We start from the raw sequence: 18,695 nt of genomic DNA on the forward strand, positions 1-18,695 counted from the left end.
CACATTTTGATTCGTGAATACATTCAACTGTGGGAGCTGGCTTGCCTGCGATGACTATCCATCAGTCACCTCACATCAAGCAGTAACCCCCGCATCCGCCAACAACCCCAACCCCTCGATCGCACTGATCGCACACTGCTCGTCAATATCCGACGTATCCCCGCTGATCCCGATCGCGCCCAGCACCACACCCGCCTGATCCCGGATCAACACCCCGCCCGGTGCCGGCACCACGCTGCCCTGCCCCAGGCTGTTCAACGCGGCAATAAACGCCGGCCGTTGCTGTGCGTCCAGCGCCAGCAAGCGCGAGCCCTTGCCCAGGGCTATCGCACCCCAGGCCTTGCCAATCGCGATCTGCGGGCGCAGCAGGCTCGCGCCATCCTCGCGCTGCAACGTTATCAAATGCCCGCCGCTGTCGAGTACCGCAACGGTCAGCGGTGCCGCCGAAATGGTGCGGCCTGCCGCGATGGCGTGGCTGGCCAGGTTGACTGCGACTTTCAAGGTTAAAGCGCTCATGGGTGCCGTCCTTATCTTGTTATGGGAAAGCCGTGGGGCTCTGTCTGATCAGAAGCTCGATCAAACAAATAGAACACAATAGATTTATTTTTTGTATACAATTTTTCGAAACATACGCACCACACGTCGAAATATTCCCGTCCATAAGCCTTCCGACGAACGTAAAGGCCACCCAAGAAAATGGATTGACCTGCCCCGCTCGCCGTGAATACACTTCGGACCAACACCACTTGTATACAATTACAAAACGCAAGAGGCACCAAAACCATGAGCAAAATGAGAGCAATCGAAGCCGCTGTCCTGGTGATGCGCCGTGAAGGGGTCGACACCGCCTTCGGTATCCCGGGCGCCGCGATCAACCCGCTGTATTCGGCCTTGCAGAAGGTCGGTGGCATCGATCACGTCCTTGCTCGCCACGTTGAAGGCGCCTCGCACATGGCCGAGGGCTACACCCGCACCAAGGCCGGCAATATCGGCGTGTGCATCGGCACCTCGGGCCCGGCGGGCACCGACATGGTTACCGGCCTGTACAGCGCCTCGGCGGACTCGATCCCGATCCTGTGCATCACCGGCCAGGCGCCACGGGCACGCATGCACAAGGAAGACTTCCAGGCTGTCGACATCACCAGCATCGTCAAGCCGGTGACCAAGTGGGCGACCACCGTCCTGGAACCCGGCCAGGTGCCGTATGCCTTCCAGAAAGCCTTCTATGAAATGCGCTCCGGTCGCCCGGGCCCGGTGCTGATCGACCTGCCATTCGACGTACAAATGGCCGAGATCGAATTTGACATCGACGCCTACCAACCACTGCCCCTGGCCAAGCCTTTGGCGACCCGTATCCAGGTGGAAAAAGCCCTGGCCCTGCTGGACCAGGCCGAGCGCCCATTGCTGGTGAGCGGTGGTGGCGTGATCAACGCCGACGCCAGCGAACTGCTGGTGGAATTCGCCGAGTTGACCGGCATCCCGGTGATCCCGACCCTGATGGGCTGGGGCACGATCCCGGACGATCACCCGCAGATGGTGGGCATGGTCGGCCTGCAAACGTCCCACCGTTATGGCAACGCCACGATGTTGAAATCGGACGTGGTGCTGGGCATCGGTAACCGCTGGGCCAACCGTCACACCGGTTCGGTGGAGGTGTACACCGAGGGCCGAAAATTCATTCACGTGGACATCGAGCCGACGCAAATCGGCCGCGTATTCACCCCGGACCTGGGCATCGTTTCCGACGCCGGCTCTGCATTGACCATGTTCATTGAAGTGGCCCGCGAGTGGAAAGCCGCCGGCAAGCTCAAGGACCGCAGCGCCTGGCTCCACGATTGCCAGCAGCGCAAGGCCACCCTGCACCGCAAGACCCACTTCGACAACGTGCCGGTCAAGCCGCAACGGGTGTACGAAGAGATGAACCAGGTGTTCGGCAAAGACACCTGCTACGTCAGCACCATCGGCCTGTCGCAGATTGCCGGCGCGCAGTTCCTGCACGTCTACAAGCCACGCCACTGGATCAACTGCGGCCAGGCCGGCCCGCTCGGCTGGACCATTCCGGCGGCACTGGGTGTGGTCAAGGCGGACCCGACCCGCAAAGTCGTGGCACTGTCCGGTGACTATGACTTCCAGTTCATGATCGAAGAGCTGGCCGTGGGCGCACAGTTCAAGCTGCCGTACATCCACGTGGTGGTGAACAACTCCTACCTGGGGCTGATCCGCCAGGCCCAGCGCGGGTTTGAAATGGACTACTGCGTGCAGCTGTCCTTCGACAACCTCAACGCACCGGAACTCAACGGTTACGGCGTCGACCACGTGGCCGTCGCCGAAGGCCTGGGTTGCAAGGCCCTGCGGGTGTTCGAGCCGGGCCAGATCCAGCCGGCACTGCGCAAGGCCCAGGAAATGATCGAAGAATTCAAGGTTCCGGTGATCGTTGAGATTATTCTGGAACGGGTGACCAATATTTCCATGGGCACCGAGATCAACGCCGTCAACGAATTCGAAGATCTGGCACTGGTGGGCAACGACGCGCCGACTGCCATTTCACTGCTCGATTAAGGAGAACCCCATGCCGCGTTTTGCCGCCAACCTGTCCATGCTGTTTACCGAACAGGACTTTCTTGCCCGTTTCAAAGCCGCCGCCGATGCGGGGTTCAGTGGTGTGGAATACCTGTTTCCCTACGAATTCAGCTCAGCTGAAATCAAGGCGCAACTCGATGCCCACGGCCTGACCCAAGTGCTGTTCAACCTGCCGGCCGGTGACTGGGCCAAGGGCGAACGCGGCCTGGCCTGCCACCCGGACCGGGTCGAGGAGTTCCGTGCCGGGGTCAACCTGGCCATCGCCTACGCCCAGGTACTGGGCAATACCCAGGTCAACTGCCTGGCGGGGATTCGCCCGGCCGGCGTGGATGACGCGACGCTTGAAAAAACCTTCGTCGCCAACCTCAAGTACGCCGCCGACAAGTTGCAGGCGGTGGGCATCAAGCTTGTGATGGAGATGATCAACACCCGCGACATCCCGGGTTTCTACCTGAACAACACGGCGCAGGCCCTGTCGATTCGCGAGCAGGTGGGCAGTGCCAACCTGTTCCTGCAATACGACATCTATCACATGCAAATCATGGAAGGCGACCTGGCCCGCACCATGGCTGCGCACCTGGGTGAGATCAACCACATCCAGCTGGCGGACAACCCGGGGCGCAACGAGCCGGGGACCGGTGAGATCAACTACCGCTTCCTGTTCGAACATTTGGACCGCATTGGTTATCAGGGTTGGGTCGGCTGTGAGTACAAGCCGTTGACCACCACCGAAGCGGGTTTGGGTTGGCTCAAAAGCCACAACGCGATCTAACTGAACAAACACAGCACCCAATGTGGGAGCGGGCTTGCTCGCGAAAGCGGTGGATCAGTCGACATCAATGCTGAATGTCGGCCCCCATTCGCGAGCAAGCCCGCTCCCACAGTGGATCTCCTGTGTTTAGCAGGCCGCGCCAGGCCTGCACACCTAACAATAAGAGGATTTTCGTCATGGCTAAAATCGGATTTATCGGCACCGGCATCATGGGCCAACCCATGGCTGCCAACCTGCAAAAGGCCGGTCACCAACTGTTTCTTTCCGAGCATCACGGCAAGGCGCCGGCTGAACTGATCAGCGCTGGTGCGGTGGCCCTGGCCGACCCGCAGCAAGTGGCCCAGGAAGCCGAATTCATCATCGTCATGGTGCCCGACACTCCGCAGGTCGATGATGTGCTGTTCCGCGCCGACGGCGTTGCCGCAGGCCTTGGGCCGAACAAAGTGGTGATCGACATGAGTTCGATCTCGCCCACCGCCACCAAGGCCTTCGCCGCGAAGATCAACGAGACCGGCGCACGTTACCTCGACGCCCCGGTGTCCGGTGGTGAAGTCGGTGCCAAGGCCGGCACCCTGAGCATCATGATCGGCGGCGACCCGCAAACCTTCGAACGCGCCCTGCCGCTGTTCGAGGCCATGGGCAAGAACATCACCCTGGTGGGCGGCAATGGCGATGGCCAGACCGCCAAGGTGGCCAACCAGATCATCGTTGCGTTGAACATCCAGGCGGTGGCGGAAGCGCTGCTGTTCGCCTCGAAGAACGGCGCCGACCCGGCCAAGGTGCGTGAAGCACTGATGGGGGGTTTTGCTTCGTCGAAAATCCTCGAAGTGCATGGCGAGCGCATGATCAAGGGCACCTTCGATCCGGGCTTCCGCATCAACCTGCACCAGAAGGATCTGAACCTGGCCCTGGCCGGTGCCAAGGAGCTGGGGATCAACCTGCCGAACACCGCCGGCACGCAGCAGGTGTTCAGCACCTGCACCGCCATCGGTGGCGGCAACTGGGACCACTCGGCGCTGATCAAGGGCCTGGAACATATGGCGAATTTTTCGATTCGCGATAAATAACCCCCTGATCGTTCCCACGCTCTGCGTGGGAATGCAGCCGTGACGCTCCGCGTCGCAACAGCGGACGCAGAGCGTCCAGCGATTCATTCCCACGCGGAGCGTGGGAACGATCTGATGCATACCTAATAACAAGAATCCCCGGGAGCCCGCTTATGTCGGTCGATCCGCAACACCTGCTTCGCGAGCTGTTTGCCACAGCCATCGACGCCGCCCACCCCCGGCAAGTCCTCGAACCCTATCTGCCCGCCGACCGCAGCGGCCGTGTCATCGTGATCGGTGCCGGCAAAGCCGCCGCCGCCATGGCGCTGGTGGTGGAAAACTGCTGGCAAGGCGAAGTCTCGGGCCTGGTGGTCACCCGCTACGGCCACGGCGCACCCTGCAAGAAAATCGAGGTGGTCGAAGCCGCGCACCCGGTGCCGGATGCCGCAGGCCAGGCCGTGGCCAAGCGTGTGCTGGAGCTGATCAGCAACCTGGGCGAAGACGACCGCGTGATCTTCCTGCTCTCCGGCGGCGGCTCTGCACTGCTCGCCCTTCCGGCCGCCGGCATCACCCTGGCGGACAAGCAAGCGATCAACAAGGCCCTGCTCAAATCCGGCGCCACCATTGGCGAGATGAACTGCGTGCGCAAGCACCTCTCGGCGATCAAGGGCGGGCGCCTGGCCAAGGCAAGCTGGCCTGCCACCGTCTACACCTACGCGATTTCCGATGTACCGGGCGACCAGGCCACGGTCATCGCTTCCGGCCCCACTGTTGGCGACCCCAGTACCTCGCAACAGGCGCTGGCGATTCTCAAGCGCTACCAGATTGAAATCCCGGCGTCGGTGCGCACCTGGCTGCAAAGCCCGGAGTCGGAAACCGTCAAGCCCGGGGACCCGGTGCTCGCCCGTAGCCATTTCCAACTGATCGCCCGTCCGCAGCAATCCCTGGAAGCGGTGGCAGTGAAAGTCCGCCAGGCCGGTTTCAGCCCGCTGATCCTCGGCGACCTGGAAGGCGAAGCGCGGGACGTGGCCAAGGTGCACGCCGGTATCGCCCGGCAAATCATCCAGCACGGCCAACCCCTGGCGGCGCCTTGCGTGATCCTCTCCGGCGGCGAAACCACCGTCACCGTACGCGGCAATGGCCGTGGCGGACGCAACGCCGAATTCCTGCTGAGCCTCACCGACAGCCTCAAGGGCCTGCCCGGCGTCTACGCCCTGGCGGGTGACACCGACGGCATCGACGGCTCGGAAGACAACGCCGGCGCGATCATGACGCCCACCAGCTATGCCCGCGCCGAAGCCCTGGGCTTGAGCGCCAGTGACGAGCTGGACAACAACAATGGCTACGGCTACTTCGCGGCCCTCGACGGCTTGATCATCACCGAGCCGACCCGCACCAACGTCAACGATTTCCGCGCCATTCTGATTCTTGAAAGCCCTGAAAGAGAGTCCCCTGAACATGACGCCTGACAAGAAGGTCAAGATCCTCGCCACGCTGGGCCCGGCCACCGACAGCATCGACGACATTCGCGAGCTGGTGGAAGCCGGGGTGAATATCTTTCGCCTGAACTTCAGCCATGGCGATCATGCCGACCACGCCCAACGCTACCAGTGGATTCGCCAGGTGGAGCGCCAGCTCAATTATCCCCTCGGCATCCTGATGGACCTGCAAGGGCCGAAGCTGCGGGTGGGGCGTTTTGCCGAAGGAAAAGTGCAACTGATTCGCGGCCAGGCCCTGCGCCTGGACCTGGACCCGACACCCGGTGACCAGCGGCGAGTCAACCTGCCCCACCCGGAAATCATCGCAGCCCTGCAGCCCGGCATGGACCTGCTGCTGGACGACGGCAAGCTGCGCCTGCGGGTGATCACCAAGCACGCCGATGCCATCGACACCACCGTGCTCAACGGCGGCGAACTGTCGGACCGTAAAGGCGTGAACGTACCCCAGGCATTGCTGGAGCTCAGCCCGCTGACCGCCAAGGACCGCCGCGACCTGAGCTTCGGCCTGGAACTGGGGGTGGACTGGGTGGCGCTGTCGTTTGTGCAACGCCCGGAAGACATCCGCGAAGCCCGCGAGTTGATCGGCGACAAGGCGTTCCTGATGGCCAAGATCGAGAAGCCCTCGGCGGTGCAGCGCCTGCAGGAAATCGCCGAGTTGAGCGACGCGATCATGGTCGCCAGAGGTGACCTGGGGGTGGAAGTGCCGGCGGAAAGCGTGCCGCAAATCCAGAAGGACATCATTGGTGTGTGCCGCCAGTTGGGTAAACCGGTGGTGGTGGCCACGCAGATGCTTGAATCCATGCGCTTCTCCCCGGCGCCGACCCGTGCCGAAGTCACCGACGTGGCCAACGCAGTGGCGGAAGGGGCGGATGCGGTGATGCTGTCGGCGGAAACCGCTTCCGGTGAATACCCGTTGGAGGCCGTGCTGATGATGAGCAAGATCATTCGCCAGGTGGAAAATGGCCCGGATTACCAGACCCAGCTGGACGTCAGCCGGCCCAAGGCGGATGCCACGGTGTCGGACGCCATCAGCTGTGCGATCCGCCGTATCAGCAGCATCCTGCCGGTGGCAGTGCTGGTGAACTACAGCGAGTCGGGCAGCTCCACCTTGCGGGCGGCGCGGGAACGGCCGGCGGTGCCGATTCTGAACCTGACACCGAACCTGTCGACGGCGCGACGCTTGAGCGTGGCGTGGGGCGTGCATTCGGTGGTGAACGATCGGCTGCGGCAGGTGGATGAGGTGTGTTCCACGGCGTTGGAGATTGCCCAGGCACAGGGTATGGCGGAGCGTGGGGATACGTTGGTGATTACTGCTGGGGTGCCATTCGGGCAGCCAGGGTCGACCAATTCGTTGCGGATCGAGACATTGATCTAATCCCCTGTGGCGAGGGAGCTTGCTCCCGCTGGACTGCGCAGCAGGCCCATCTTTTGGGGCCGCTGCGCGCCCCAGCGGGAGCAAGCTCCCTCGCCACAAGATTCGGCGCTTTCCTGCAGATTATTGATCATGCCCAACCAACCCTGCCCCGACTGGGCCGAAGCCCTGCTCAACGGCTTCAGCCAGATATTCCTGCAGCGCCACCCGCTGTGTGGCCTGCTCTGCCTGCTGGCGATCCTGGTCGGCGCCCCGGCCCTGCTCGGCGGCGCGCTGCTGGGCGGTGTCGCCGGCTTGCTGACCGCCCAACGCCGCGGCTATCCCAAGGCCGAACGCCAGGCCGGTCTCTATAGCTACAACGGCGTGCTGCTCGGCTTGCTGATCAGCCAGCACTTCAGCTGGTCGGCACTGCTGCCGCCGTTGATTCTCGCCTGCGGTGGCCTCAGCGCAATCCTCACTCGCCAGTGGCTCAAACGCGCCGCCAACCCCGATGACCTGCCCGCCTACACCGCACCGTTTGTGGTACTCGGCTGGCTGCTGCTGGGCACCACCGCGCCCGCCGCATTTGCCGCCAGCGAACCCCGCACCTGGGCGCTACTCTGCGCGCCGTTCACAGGTCTGGCCCAAGTCATCCTGATGGACCACCCCCTCGCCGGCCTGCTGATCGCCCTCGGTCTTGTAATAGCCAGCCGCCGCGCGGCCTTGTGGGCGCTGACCGGCGCGAGCCTCGGCGTGTTGATCGCCCTGTTGATGGACGAGCCCGCCAGCGCCCTGCTCGGCCTGCACAGCTATAACCCGGCGCTGGCCGCCCTGGCCCTCAGCCAGTATCGTCGCCAACCCTGGCTGCCGCTGATCGGCATCCTGCTGGCGATCATCCTCACGCCCGGCTTCACCGGCCTGAACCTGCCCGCGCTGACCGCGCCGTTTATCCTCGCCACCTGGCTGGTGCGCGCCAGTCAGCGGGTGATGCAGAAAACCCGCATGGACAGCCCCTTCGAATCCCCCTAGGCTTCGCTGATCTTCGATTCAGGCGACTTCCATGGACAGCAACAAGCACTGGCGTGAGCGTCTCTACGTCATGGTTTTCCAAAGTGACACCCCGGCCGGCCGACGCTTCGACAGCACCCTGTTGCTGATCATCCTGGCCAGCCTGGTGATCGTGATCCTCGACAGCATCCAGGCAGTCCACGACAACTACGCCAACGTGCTGGCCTATATCGAGTGGGGCTTCACCATCATCTTCGCCATCGAGTACGGCCTGCGGCTGTATTGCTCGCCCAAGCCGTTGCGCTATGCCTTCAGCTTTTATGGGCTGGTGGATTTGCTGGCGATCGTGCCCGGGATCCTCGCGCTGTACTACAGCGACGCGCAGTACCTGCTGATTATCCGAATCATCCGGATGCTGCGGATTTTCCGCGTGCTCAAGCTCGGCCCGTACCTCAAGCAGGCCAACTACCTGATGTCGGCGCTGCGGGGCAGCAAGCAGAAGATCGTGGTGTTCCTGGTCAGCGTCTGCACGCTGGTCACGGTGTTCGGCACCTTGATGTACGTGATCGAAGGCCCGGAGCACGGGTTTACCAGCATTCCCAAGGGCATCTATTGGGCGATCGTCACCCTGACCACCGTGGGCTTTGGCGATATCGTGCCGAAGACCCCGCTGGGCCAGGTGATTTCGTCGCTGGTGATGATCACCGGTTATTCGATCATCGCGGTGCCCACCGGGATCTTCACCGCCGAACTGGCCAACGCCATGCGCGGTGAGCAATTGCAAACGGATTGCCCGGTGTGCAAGAAAAACAGCCATGAGCCCAATGCAGCGTTTTGCTCACGGTGTGGCAGCGCGCTTTTCAAGAAACTGGAATAAGCAAAGTTCTTTTTAATCTTTAAGCGACTATGCGCCCCCCCGTTATAGTCGCTGGCATATTGCCCCCATGCGTTTCAAAAACCTTCTCGAACAACAAGGAATGAGCAGTGAAAAAACTCGTTAGTGCCTCTCTCCTGGCCGCCGGCCTCGCACTGGCTGGCGTCGTCCAGGCCGCCCCGGTCACCCTGCTCAACGTCTCCTATGACGTGATGCGTGACTTCTACAAGGACTACAACGCCGCCTTCCAGAAGCACTGGGCCGCCGAGCATCCAAACGACAAGCTGACCCTGCAGATGTCCTTCGGTGGTTCGAGCAAACAAGCGCGCTCGGTGATCGACGGCCTGCCGGCTGACGTGATCACCATGAACATGGCCACCGACATCAACGCCCTGGCGGACAACGGCAAACTGGTGCCGGACAACTGGGTTACCCGCCTGCCGAACAACAGTGCGCCGTTCACTTCGGCCACGGTGTTCATCGTGCGCAAAGGCAACCCGAAAGCCCTGAAAGACTGGCCGGACCTGCTCAAGGATGGCGTGCAAGTCATCGTGCCGAACCCGAAGACCTCCGGTAACGGCCGCTACACCTACCTCTCGGCCTGGGGTTATGTGCTGAAAAACGGTGGCGACGAAGAGAAGGCCAAGAAGTTCGTGGGTGACCTGTTCAAGCACGCACCCGTGCTGGACACCGGTGGCCGTGCCGCTACCACCACGTTCATGACTAACCAGATCGGCGACGTGCTGGTGACCTTTGAGAACGAAGCAGAAATGATCGCCCGTGAATTCGGCCGTGATCAGTTCGAAGTGATCTACCCGAGCGTTTCCGCAGAAGCTGAGCCGCCAGTGTCGATCGTCGACAAAGTGGTCGAGAAGAAAGGCACCAAAGTGGCTGCCGAGGAATACCTGAAGTACCTGTGGTCGCCGGAAGGCCAGGAAATTGCCGCCAACAACTACCTGCGTCCACGTGACCCGAAAGTGCTGGCCAAGTACACCGACCGTTTCCCGAAAGTCGACTTCCTGTCGGTAGAGAAGACCTTTGGAGACTGGCGCACCGTGCAGAAGACCCACTTCAATGATGGCGGGGTTTTTGACCAGATCTACTCCGGCCAATAAGCAGTTCTGACTGGAGAAACCCGGTCAAAAATGTGGGAGCGGGCTTGCTCGCGAAGGCGGTGGATCAGTCGGTACATCCGGTGACTGTCACACCGCATTCGCGAGCAAGCCCGCTCCCACATTTGTTTCAGTGTTCAGCGGTTACATCGGCGGTGTCACGCCATACTTACCCGCAGAAATCGCCTGGGCCGTCACGCTCCCGTCCGCGCCCTTCGCCGCAAACATCACCACCTTCACCCCAGGCTTCAGCAAGCTGCGATCACCCGGCTCCAGGTTGACGATCGGCACATCATCCGGCACCACGATCTTCTGCTCGCCGCCCTTGTACTTGACGGTCAACGTGCGGCCATCGCTCACCACCAGGTCACCCACGGTGCCGTTGGTCATGCTGCTGCCTTCCTTCAGGTCGAACGCACGGTGCCCATCGCCTGTACCGGCCATCGCCGGTGGGAATACATGCACTTCCAGCGCCGTCAGGGTGCCATCCGCGTTGGGCATGGCCGCCGAACCGATGTAACTGCCGGGCTTGATGTCTTCGATTTTTGCCAGGGTGACCGCACGCACCTGCGTGTCCTTGGTCAGGTGCACGGTGACGTCTTCACCGCTGTTGACCTTGACGTGCATCGCGTCGCCGTCCATCGCGGTAATCGCACCCCGCACGCCGACACGCGGGGCATCTGCGGCCTGGGCAACGCCCACGGTCATCAGCGCGGCCAGGCTGGAGGCCAGGAGCATCTTGTTGAATGTCGTCTTCATGGCAGTCGATTTCCTGTTTATGCAGTTGTGACTGAATGTATCATCGACCTTCAGCGCGAAAGTTAACGTTTCAGTCATTAATTCCCGGCATGAGTGTTATCACCACAGACAGGCTACTCGCGCCCGGGGCCAGTCTTTATCCTCGCTCGCCACAATCCTTCGCTTTTATGAGAACGCCATGAACGCCACGCCCCCCGCTACAAGCACGATGACCCGAGGCATGGTGATGCTGTTTGCGTTCTGTTGCGGCGCCATCGTCGCCAACATCTACTACGCGCAACCGATCATCGAGCTGATCGCCCCGGACATCGGCCTCACGCCGGCCATGGCCAGCCTGATCGTGTCCCTGACCCAGATCGGCTATGCCCTGGGCCTGTTCTTCCTGGTGCCGTTGGGCGACCTGCTGGAAAACCGCCGGCTGATGATCATCACCACCGTGGTGGCCATCGCCAGCCTGCTGGGTGCGGCGTTCACCGAACAGCCGAACCTGTTCCTGCTGGTGTCGCTGCTGATCGGCTTCAGTTCGGTGTCGGTACAGATCCTGATTCCGCTGGCGGCGCACCTGGCGCCGGCTGAATCCCGTGGCCGGGTGGTCGGCAGCATCATGGGCGGCCTGCTGCTGGGTATTCTGCTGGCACGACCGGTGTCCAGCGTGGTGGCCGACCACTTCGGCTGGCGCGCCATGTTCATGGCCGCCGCGGCACTGATGGCGTTTATCAGCGTGGTGCTGATGCTGACCATCCCCAAGCGCCAACCGGATCACGCGGCCAGCTATGGCCAGCTGCTCGCCTCGCTGGGCACCTTGCTGCGCCGCCAGCCGGTGCTGCGCCAGCGCGCGTTTTACCAGGGCTGCATGTTCGCCACCTTCAGCCTGTTCTGGACCGCCGCCCCGCTGGAACTGTCCCGCAACCACGGCCTGAGCCAAAGCCAGATCGCCCTGTTTGCCCTGGTCGGTGCCCTGGGCGCCATCGCTGCACCCATCGCCGGGCGCCTGGCGGACGCCGGCCACACCCACCGCGCTTCGCTGCTGGCGATGCTGTTTGCCGCACTGAGCTTCCTGCCGGCCTTCGTGCACCCGCTGTACAGCGTGATCGGCCTGGCGGTGACCGGCGTGGTCCTGGACTTCTGCGTGCAGATGAACATGGTCCTTGGCCAGCGCGCCATCTACGCCCTCGACGCCAACAGCCGTAGCCGACTGAACGCGCTGTACATGACCAGCATCTTCATCGGCGGCGCGTTCGGCTCGGCGATTGCCAGCAGCGTGTACGAACACGGCGGCTGGCTGGGGGTGATGCTGGTGGGCAGCGCATTCCCGCTGGTGGCGTTGCTGCGCTTCTTGAGCGCCTCGCGGCAAGGGGCGGTGGCGACTGCCTAGTCAAACTTACAACCGCACCAACTTCTCCAAAGCCGCATCCGCCAGAAATGACGAGCGGCTTTTCACTTTGTGCTCACGCACATACCGGTCGATACGCTGGATCACATAGCCGGGCAAGGTGACATTGACCTTCTCGGTCTTGCCCAGATACGGCGAGATGTCGAGCTCCAACATCCCCCAGCCCATCCCGGCGTATTCCTCATTATCGTGGTGGGCGGCCACCGACGTTGGCATCGGAATCACCCGACCCTCTGCCGCGATCTCCTGCAACAAGATATGCGCCACTTCAACCGCTGCGTTGTAAGCCTCTTCAAAACTATCCCCGGCGGTTACAGCACCTGGAATATCGGGGATCTGAATACCGGTGGCGACAAAATCATCACCCCATTCGATACAGATTGGGTATTGCATGGAACATCTCCTTAAATCGTCCTAAAACGAAAACAGCCCGGCGCGCTTCCTGATACTTCGCACGGTGCCCTGGGGCAGATCCTTCTTGGGATGGGGCACCGGTATCGTGTACGGGTTATAGCGGTGGGTGAAAATATGATGGCTGCCTGTCACCCGATCCAGCACCCAACCCGCCTCTTGCAGCTCTTTGATCAATAGCCTGCTTTGCACCACAGCCTCCTTGCTCCGGCCTGAATAAAAGTAACTCTAGAGTTACCTTTACTCAAGCACAGAATCAGCCGGGCTGACTGACGGCTGTTTTACCGGATGTTGGAAAACCTATAAATTTATTCCCTTAAGGCATAAATCATATGTCAACCAACCGCCTTCTACCCTTACCCAAAAGGCGCCATGATTCCCGAAACGCCCCCCCCAAAAGGACACCCGATGGACCGCCTCACCGCCATGGAAACCTTCGTCCACGTCGTCGAGACCGGCTCGTTTTCCGCGGCTGCAAAACGCTTGGGAATTGGCCAGCCCGCCGTCTCCAAGGGCGTTGCGCAGCTGGAGGCGCGGCTGGCGGTCAGGTTGCTGCTGCGTTCCACCCGGGGCCTGACGCCCACCGAGGCGGGCCTGGCGTTTTTTGAAAAGGCCAAGCGCGCCGTCGACGAAGCCAACGATGCCGACGACACCGCCCGAAGCGCGGGCAATGGCCTGTCGGGCACCTTGCGCGTCAGCGCGGGCGTGACTTTTTGCCGCTTGCAGATCATTCCCAACCTGGGCCCGTTTCTTGAGCAACACCCCGGCCTGAATGTCGACGTCGTACTCGACGACCGCGTGCTCAATCTGGTGGAAGAAGGCATCGACGTTGCGCTGCGCATCGGCAACCTGAGCGACTCCGGCCTGACCGCCCGCAAGATCGGCCAAAGCCCCAGCCGGATTTTCGGCACCCCTGCCTATTTCGAGCGCCATGGCGAACCCCACTCCCCGGAAGACCTCCTGCACCATCAGGCGGTGATCTATAGCTTGAGCGAAAGTACCTGTTGGACGTTCACTCAAGCTGCCCGGCAATGCCCTGTCGTCGCGCGCGGGCGCCTGCGCGTCACGTCCTCCGAAGGCATTCGCGCCGGCGTGCTGTCTCACCAGGGGGTGGCGATGGCCGCCGATTGGATGTTCATGCCGGAGATCGCCAGTGGCGAGGTCAAGGCCGTGCTGACCGACTGGGAACTGCCGCCCCGGGACTTGTGGGCCGTGTTGCCGACAGGCCGGATGGTCAGCGCCAAGGCCCGGGCGTTTATCGAGTTTATGGAGGGAGTGGTGCGCTGATCCTCAGCTGTCAAAGTGGGGAATACGTCCGTTCAGCGATGGCCAATAACTGAACGCGCGCGGCACCGCCAACACCTCTGGCTGGCGCAGGAGCAAATCCTGGATCGCTTGCGCAGCGATACTCACCGCGATGTTTTGACCGGGGCACTGATGCCTTCCAGCGCCAAAACTGAAGATTCGTCGTTGCTGTCGCTCAAGTAGGAAAACCTCGGGCGCAGGGTTCGCGGCCGCGTCCCGATTGGCCGAGGCCAGCAGCACCAGCACGGTGTCACCCGCCTCCAGAACCCTGTCGCCAATCGTGCAACGCCGGGCCACAAATCGCCGGGTGTTCTGCACCGGAGAATCGTAGCGGGCCACCTCTTCGACCAGCGCGACGGCGAGGGTCGGCGTGCCCTGAATGCGCGCCAGCAGATCGGGAAACCGATGCAGCGTGACCAGGGTGTTGCCAATAAGGCCGGCGCTCGCTTCGCAGGTCTGTGACAGCAGTCCGATCAGATTGGCGGTCAATGCGCCAAGGTTTTCCCAGGTACTGGCTTGGTAGTTGCGAAGGATGTGCGCCCGCAAGGCTGTTTGCTCCAGCACCCCGCTGAACATCTCCCTGAGCCTGCTCGCCCCGGCGTGTGCGTCGTGCAGTTGAACCTCAGTGCTCAGGGGCGAAAGGCAGGCGACAAAATCACGTGTCAGTTGGGCGACTTCCCGCAACTGGTCGCTGCGAAAACCCAGCCCATATGCAACGGCAGACACGGGTAACGTGAACATTAATTCGCTCAGGTCGGCCCCCGGGTGACCGATGCAGGCCTGGACATTCATGACCTCTACCGAGGCCAGCGCCGGTTCGATTACCGCCCTTGGACACCGATGGCCGGCGTCTTCATTCATGCGCATCAACGCCGCAAACACCTGCCCGGCCGCACCTTGCGCAATAGCCGCAGGCACCGGCTCGTGCAACGGACGCACCCGGCAATCGGGATGTGCCAGAACGGCCTCCACTATCCTGGCAGTGCTGGCGACCCATAACCCGAGACCTTCATCGAACAGCAGTCCGCCGTTAAGCCTCAGGCCTGCGTAAAAATCATAGGGATCGTGATGCGTAGCAGCTTCCAGCGGTGTCATTGCGTACTCCCTGTTCTTAAAGAACCGCTACTATCAGCCACCGCCCACCGCAACGATTCGTTCAGGAACGAAATATGAACACCCATAACGACGACTCCGACCTCTCCCGGGTTGCCGGCGCGATTGCGGAACCGGCCCGCACCAGAATGCTCTGCGCATTGATGGACGGCCACGCGCGCACCAGCACCGAAATGGCAGTCATCGCCGAGGTCAGTGCCTCCACCGCCAGCGCTCATCTGGCACGCCTCAAGGACGATGGGCTGGTGAAGCTGCATACTCAGGGCCGGCACCGGTATTACAGCCTCGCGGGCCCTCACGTCGCTCAGGTGATTGAAGCGTTGATGGTGATCAGCAGAAACACCACGACGACGTTCGTATCAACCACGCCCACTCGATTGCAATTCGCCCGGACCTGTTACGACCACATGGCCGGGACGCTGGCGGTGCGTCTGCATGACCATTTCATCGCGTCCGGCTGGATGGTAGGCGACAGTACCTACCAGCTCACCGCAGCAGGTGAAAAGGCCATGACCGAATTGGGTGTGGACGTGCTGACGCTTCGAGCGCAACGGCGTCGTTTTGCGTGTTCGTGCCTGGACTGGAGCATGCGGCGCCCGCACCTGGCCGGCGCGTTGGGGGCCGCTTTGCTGGAAAGCTTCATCCGCCGCAGATGGGTGACCCAGGATTTGGATAGCCGCGCCCTTGGACTCACACCCAAGGGGCAGGAGGAATTGGCCTGCCGGTTTGGATTGACCGCTCAAGAGGGTTTGGCGAGGCGTTGAAACAACTGCATCAGGACGGCCAACATCTTGGCGACCATCTCGTTCAACTGCGTAAGGGTGTCCGCCTTCGGATCGACTGGCGGCGTCGGGGCAGGCAGCACACTGGGCACGGGTTGCACGTCCGGTTTATGGCCGGCCCAGTGCACGTCCCCAGGCTTGATTTCCCCCTTGCTGGTCACCCGCAGATCGGCCGTGCCCTTCCCGGCCAGGTCAATTTCCAGGCTTGCACGGCCGGTGGTGGCGTCATGCTTGAGCACAGCCTCGCCTGCCCGGCCGCTGAACCGATCGGTAAAAACCAGGCCGCTGACACCGGCCTCCTTTAATGCCCCCGAGACATCAATCTTGTCGGTGCCGCTGGTAAAGTCCTCGATCAGGTCAGGGTGCTGTGGCGTGGAATCACTGGCCTTGTCGTAGATAAAAATGTCTGCCCCACCGCCGCCGCGTAACGTATCGGCACCCGCTCCACCCTTGAGCCGATTGCCCGCCTCATTACCGATCAAGGTGTCGCGACCTGCACCACCCGTTGCATTTTCAACCGTACACCCCTTGGCAATCGAGACATTGCCCTTCAAGCCGCCCACATCAGAGAACGACTCGGCATTGAGGTTAATCTTCTGGTCCTGGGAGAACCCGGAAAAGTCCAACGTATCGTCACCGCCGCCGTCCCATACGCAGAAAATCGGTTTGTCCGTGGCGCTCTTGAGGGTCATCGCTTCGCGCTCGGTATTGGAGTTGAAGCCATAGGTGGTGTCGGTATTGCGGGTTTGATGATTGGCCCCATACAACCGCTGGGCCGCCGCAATGTCATCCATCATGGGTGCAGATGGATTCAACGACTTGAAGTCGTGGCCGGGTTGGTTTTTCTCCGACCAGTAGCTCATGACGCTGCGCGCCTTGGTATCCCCGGTATAGACCGCGCCACTGTTGTAGCTGGAGCCGCCGCCATTGTAGTTACCCGGATGCTGCAGGCCGATGGCGTGACCGATCTCATGCACCGTGGTGACCGAAAAATGACTGCCCAGGGCTGGCGCGCTATTGGTACCCCGGGTGCCGATCGTCGCTGTGGTGGTGGTCGTCCCGCGCGGAAAGGTAGCAACGCCACGGTCACCGCGAGGGTTATTCCTGATGTTCACCGTACCTTCCGTTCCACCTGCCTGCTCCCTGAAGTTGATGTTGGCCACGTCCTGCCAGGACTGTACCGCCTCGCGCACACGTTGCTTCTGCTGCGGGGTGAAACTCGAGTCGACGGTGTACGACAGGTCAACTTTGTTGTCGCCGTTACGGTCTTGAAACCGCATGTTGTCCCGCGTGATGTGCTTGCCGGCCTGATCAGTCGTGTAGGTGGGCTTGCCGGCACCGACACCAAACGGTCCGGGATCAGACTCCGGTAAATAGTAGGTCGAGGGTTTGCCAGCTATCAGCTTAGAACTATTCATGAAAACCGCGCGCTCTTTTTAATTAATGGAAGGCGCCCCCTGAACCCGTTGGCCAGCATACGACCGAACACCAGGGGACCCTGAAATTCACTTGCATTCCAAACAACCCATGACCAAGTAACCCCCCCTGCCGGGGAGTAAAAACCAAGGCGCGGACGCCTCTCAAACAGGTTTTTTATAAATACCAAACCCACTTCAAAAACCCGCACGCGCCCCGGCATTAGATTTTATATCGGACGCTGCACTTCAGTAACAGGCCCTAGTAAATCCGACGGTCTTATCAAGTGAATGCTTTTAACCAGGAAGCTTGTCTCACGGTTGCCTGTGAGGTCTACCGCAACAAAGTAGCGGCCACTGTGGGGATTGAACTTCACCACCGTATCGCCAATACGCCCCGTAAAGGCCTCAACCACCCGCAAGGGTGTATTGACCTCTTTCATCATGGGCACCAGATCAATCTTGTCCCTGCCGCTGACAAAATCCATGATCATGTCCGCGTTGTGATAGGTAGAGTCACTGGCCTTTTCATATCGGAAGGTATTGCTGCCCCCCACGCCCCAAAGGACGTCGGCCCCTACGCCACCGGTCAAGACGTTGCCAACCTGGTTGCCAATCAGCAAGTCGTGGCCTGCGCCCCCTTTGGCATTCTCCACCCTGGAACCCTTGGCTATCGAGACATTATTGTGCAGGCCGCCCACGCTGGAAGCCGCGCCGTCACGCAGATCAATTCTCTGGGCCTGGTTGAACCCGGAGAAATCCAGCGTATCGTTTCCGCCTTTGTCACGTACGATGAACCTTGGCGCACTACTGAGTGAATGCAGACTCATGGAGCGGTTGGCGATATTGGAGTTGAAACCGTAGACCGTGTCTGACGCGTCCGGCCCGGGTGTCAGTCGACCCATTACAGGGTGGGACTTTTTATCGGAATGACGATCGCCCGACCTTTCAGGTGCTACCACGTTTTGTACATAAGAGTTAAAAACAGGAGAAGCAACTATCATGCAACAACTTCCTTAAGGACACAGAATAACAGACCCTCTTTAAATAAGGCCCACCCCCGGCAAACCCTTTTCACCGGGACAACTAAACTGCCACAAGAAAGCGCAACTCACCAAGCCGAGATTATTTCACAAGAAGTATTGAAACATTAAAATTCGCCCAACCAACACGATAGGAGAAGTTGATTGTAGGAACTATTAAGCAGCCAAATTTTTCGCCACCGATGTTGTAAACTTCATCAGCAAGACTTGAAACTTTCCTACCCTTGATTAA

At 61.0% G+C, this 18,695-nt stretch carries 18 protein-coding genes; 11 read left to right on the top strand and 7 right to left on the bottom strand.

Annotated elements, in window-relative coordinates; translation table 11 throughout:
* Positions 1-75: 75 nt before the first annotated feature.
* Positions 76-516 (bottom strand): heme-binding protein, encoded by a 441-nt coding sequence (locus C0058_RS23280; RefSeq protein WP_003210592.1) that lies wholly within the window; start codon positions 514-516, stop codon positions 76-78.
* 267 nt (positions 517-783) lie between these two features.
* Between C0058_RS23280 and gcl the strand changes: the two genes are divergently transcribed.
* The 8 genes from gcl (at position 784) to C0058_RS23320 (ending at position 10,245) form a co-directional block, all read left to right on the top strand.
* A complete protein-coding gene (gene gcl, locus C0058_RS23285) occupies positions 784-2,559 on the top strand; it encodes a glyoxylate carboligase (protein WP_063028181.1) in 1,776 nt (591 codons plus the stop codon).
* A 10-nt stretch (positions 2,560-2,569) separates the two neighbouring features.
* The gene (gene hyi / locus C0058_RS23290; RefSeq protein WP_003210594.1) at positions 2,570-3,352 is read left to right on the top strand and encodes a hydroxypyruvate isomerase; all 783 of its coding nucleotides are present in this window, start codon (positions 2,570-2,572) and stop codon (positions 3,350-3,352) included.
* A gap of 176 nt (positions 3,353-3,528) precedes the next feature.
* A complete protein-coding gene (locus C0058_RS23295) occupies positions 3,529-4,419 on the top strand; it encodes a 2-hydroxy-3-oxopropionate reductase (RefSeq protein ID WP_102369653.1) in 891 nt (296 codons plus the stop codon).
* 152 nt (positions 4,420-4,571) lie between these two features.
* Entirely contained in the window at positions 4,572-5,867 is a 1,296-nt protein-coding gene (locus tag C0058_RS23300) for a glycerate kinase (RefSeq protein ID WP_003210596.1), read from the top strand.
* Complete coding sequence (pyk, locus tag C0058_RS23305) at positions 5,857-7,272, top strand: pyruvate kinase (protein ID WP_003210597.1); 1,416 nt, start codon at positions 5,857-5,859, stop codon at positions 7,270-7,272. The genes C0058_RS23300 and pyk overlap by 11 nt, the downstream gene beginning before the upstream one ends.
* Positions 7,273-7,401: 129 nt before the next feature.
* A complete protein-coding gene (locus tag C0058_RS23310; RefSeq protein WP_087694460.1) occupies positions 7,402-8,277 on the top strand; it encodes an urea transporter in 876 nt (291 codons plus the stop codon).
* A gap of 31 nt (positions 8,278-8,308) precedes the next feature.
* Positions 8,309-9,133, top strand: a complete 825-nt coding sequence (locus C0058_RS23315) for an ion transporter (RefSeq protein ID WP_008434745.1) — start codon at positions 8,309-8,311, stop codon at positions 9,131-9,133.
* Between the two features lie 107 nt (positions 9,134-9,240).
* Positions 9,241-10,245 carry a sulfate ABC transporter substrate-binding protein gene (locus tag C0058_RS23320; protein ID WP_003210600.1) on the top strand — a complete coding sequence of 335 codons (1,005 nt, stop codon included), beginning with the start codon at positions 9,241-9,243 and terminating at the stop codon, positions 10,243-10,245.
* Between the two features lie 141 nt (positions 10,246-10,386).
* Here the strand turns inward: C0058_RS23320 and C0058_RS23325 are convergent, their stop codons facing one another.
* Positions 10,387-11,001 (bottom strand): DUF5666 domain-containing protein, encoded by a 615-nt coding sequence (locus tag C0058_RS23325; RefSeq protein WP_102369654.1) that lies wholly within the window; start codon positions 10,999-11,001, stop codon positions 10,387-10,389.
* Positions 11,002-11,179: 178 nt separating this feature from the next.
* On the opposite strand from C0058_RS23325, the gene C0058_RS23330 reads away from it, so the two are divergent.
* Positions 11,180-12,376: an MFS transporter gene (locus tag C0058_RS23330; RefSeq protein ID WP_032899318.1), complete on the top strand. Its 1,197-nt coding sequence runs from the start codon at positions 11,180-11,182 to the stop codon at positions 12,374-12,376.
* Positions 12,377-12,382: 6 nt separating this feature from the next.
* On the opposite strand, the gene C0058_RS23335 is transcribed toward C0058_RS23330, so the two are convergent.
* Complete coding sequence (locus tag C0058_RS23335) at positions 12,383-12,787, bottom strand: type II toxin-antitoxin system HicB family antitoxin (RefSeq protein WP_003210603.1); 405 nt, start codon at positions 12,785-12,787, stop codon at positions 12,383-12,385.
* Between the two features lie 21 nt (positions 12,788-12,808).
* Positions 12,809-12,997, bottom strand: a complete 189-nt coding sequence (locus C0058_RS23340) for a type II toxin-antitoxin system HicA family toxin (protein WP_003210604.1) — start codon at positions 12,995-12,997, stop codon at positions 12,809-12,811.
* 216 nt (positions 12,998-13,213) lie between these two features.
* Here C0058_RS23340 and C0058_RS23345 point away from each other — a divergent pair, with 216 nt between their 5' ends.
* Positions 13,214-14,092, top strand: a complete 879-nt coding sequence (locus tag C0058_RS23345; RefSeq protein WP_087694462.1) for a LysR family transcriptional regulator — start codon at positions 13,214-13,216, stop codon at positions 14,090-14,092.
* A 3-nt stretch (positions 14,093-14,095) separates the two neighbouring features.
* On the opposite strand, the gene C0058_RS23350 is transcribed toward C0058_RS23345, so the two are convergent.
* A complete protein-coding gene (locus C0058_RS23350) occupies positions 14,096-15,205 on the bottom strand; it encodes a cytochrome P450 (RefSeq protein ID WP_102369655.1) in 1,110 nt (369 codons plus the stop codon).
* A gap of 74 nt (positions 15,206-15,279) precedes the next feature.
* Between C0058_RS23350 and C0058_RS23355 the strand changes: the two genes are divergently transcribed.
* Positions 15,280-15,987 (top strand): helix-turn-helix transcriptional regulator, encoded by a 708-nt coding sequence (locus C0058_RS23355; RefSeq protein ID WP_003210607.1) that lies wholly within the window; start codon positions 15,280-15,282, stop codon positions 15,985-15,987.
* Here the strand turns inward: C0058_RS23355 and C0058_RS23360 are convergent.
* A complete protein-coding gene (locus C0058_RS23360; protein WP_102369656.1) occupies positions 15,963-17,423 on the bottom strand; it encodes a M10 family metallopeptidase C-terminal domain-containing protein in 1,461 nt (486 codons plus the stop codon). The genes C0058_RS23355 and C0058_RS23360 overlap by 25 nt on opposite strands.
* Before the next feature lie 227 nt (positions 17,424-17,650).
* Positions 17,651-18,424 (bottom strand): M10 family metallopeptidase C-terminal domain-containing protein, encoded by a 774-nt coding sequence (locus C0058_RS23365; protein ID WP_102369657.1) that lies wholly within the window; start codon positions 18,422-18,424, stop codon positions 17,651-17,653.
* Positions 18,425-18,695 lie beyond the last annotated feature (271 nt).

It is taken from the genome of Pseudomonas sp. NC02 (assembly GCF_002874965.1).
In the GTDB taxonomy this organism is placed as follows: domain Bacteria; phylum Pseudomonadota; class Gammaproteobacteria; order Pseudomonadales; family Pseudomonadaceae; genus Aquipseudomonas.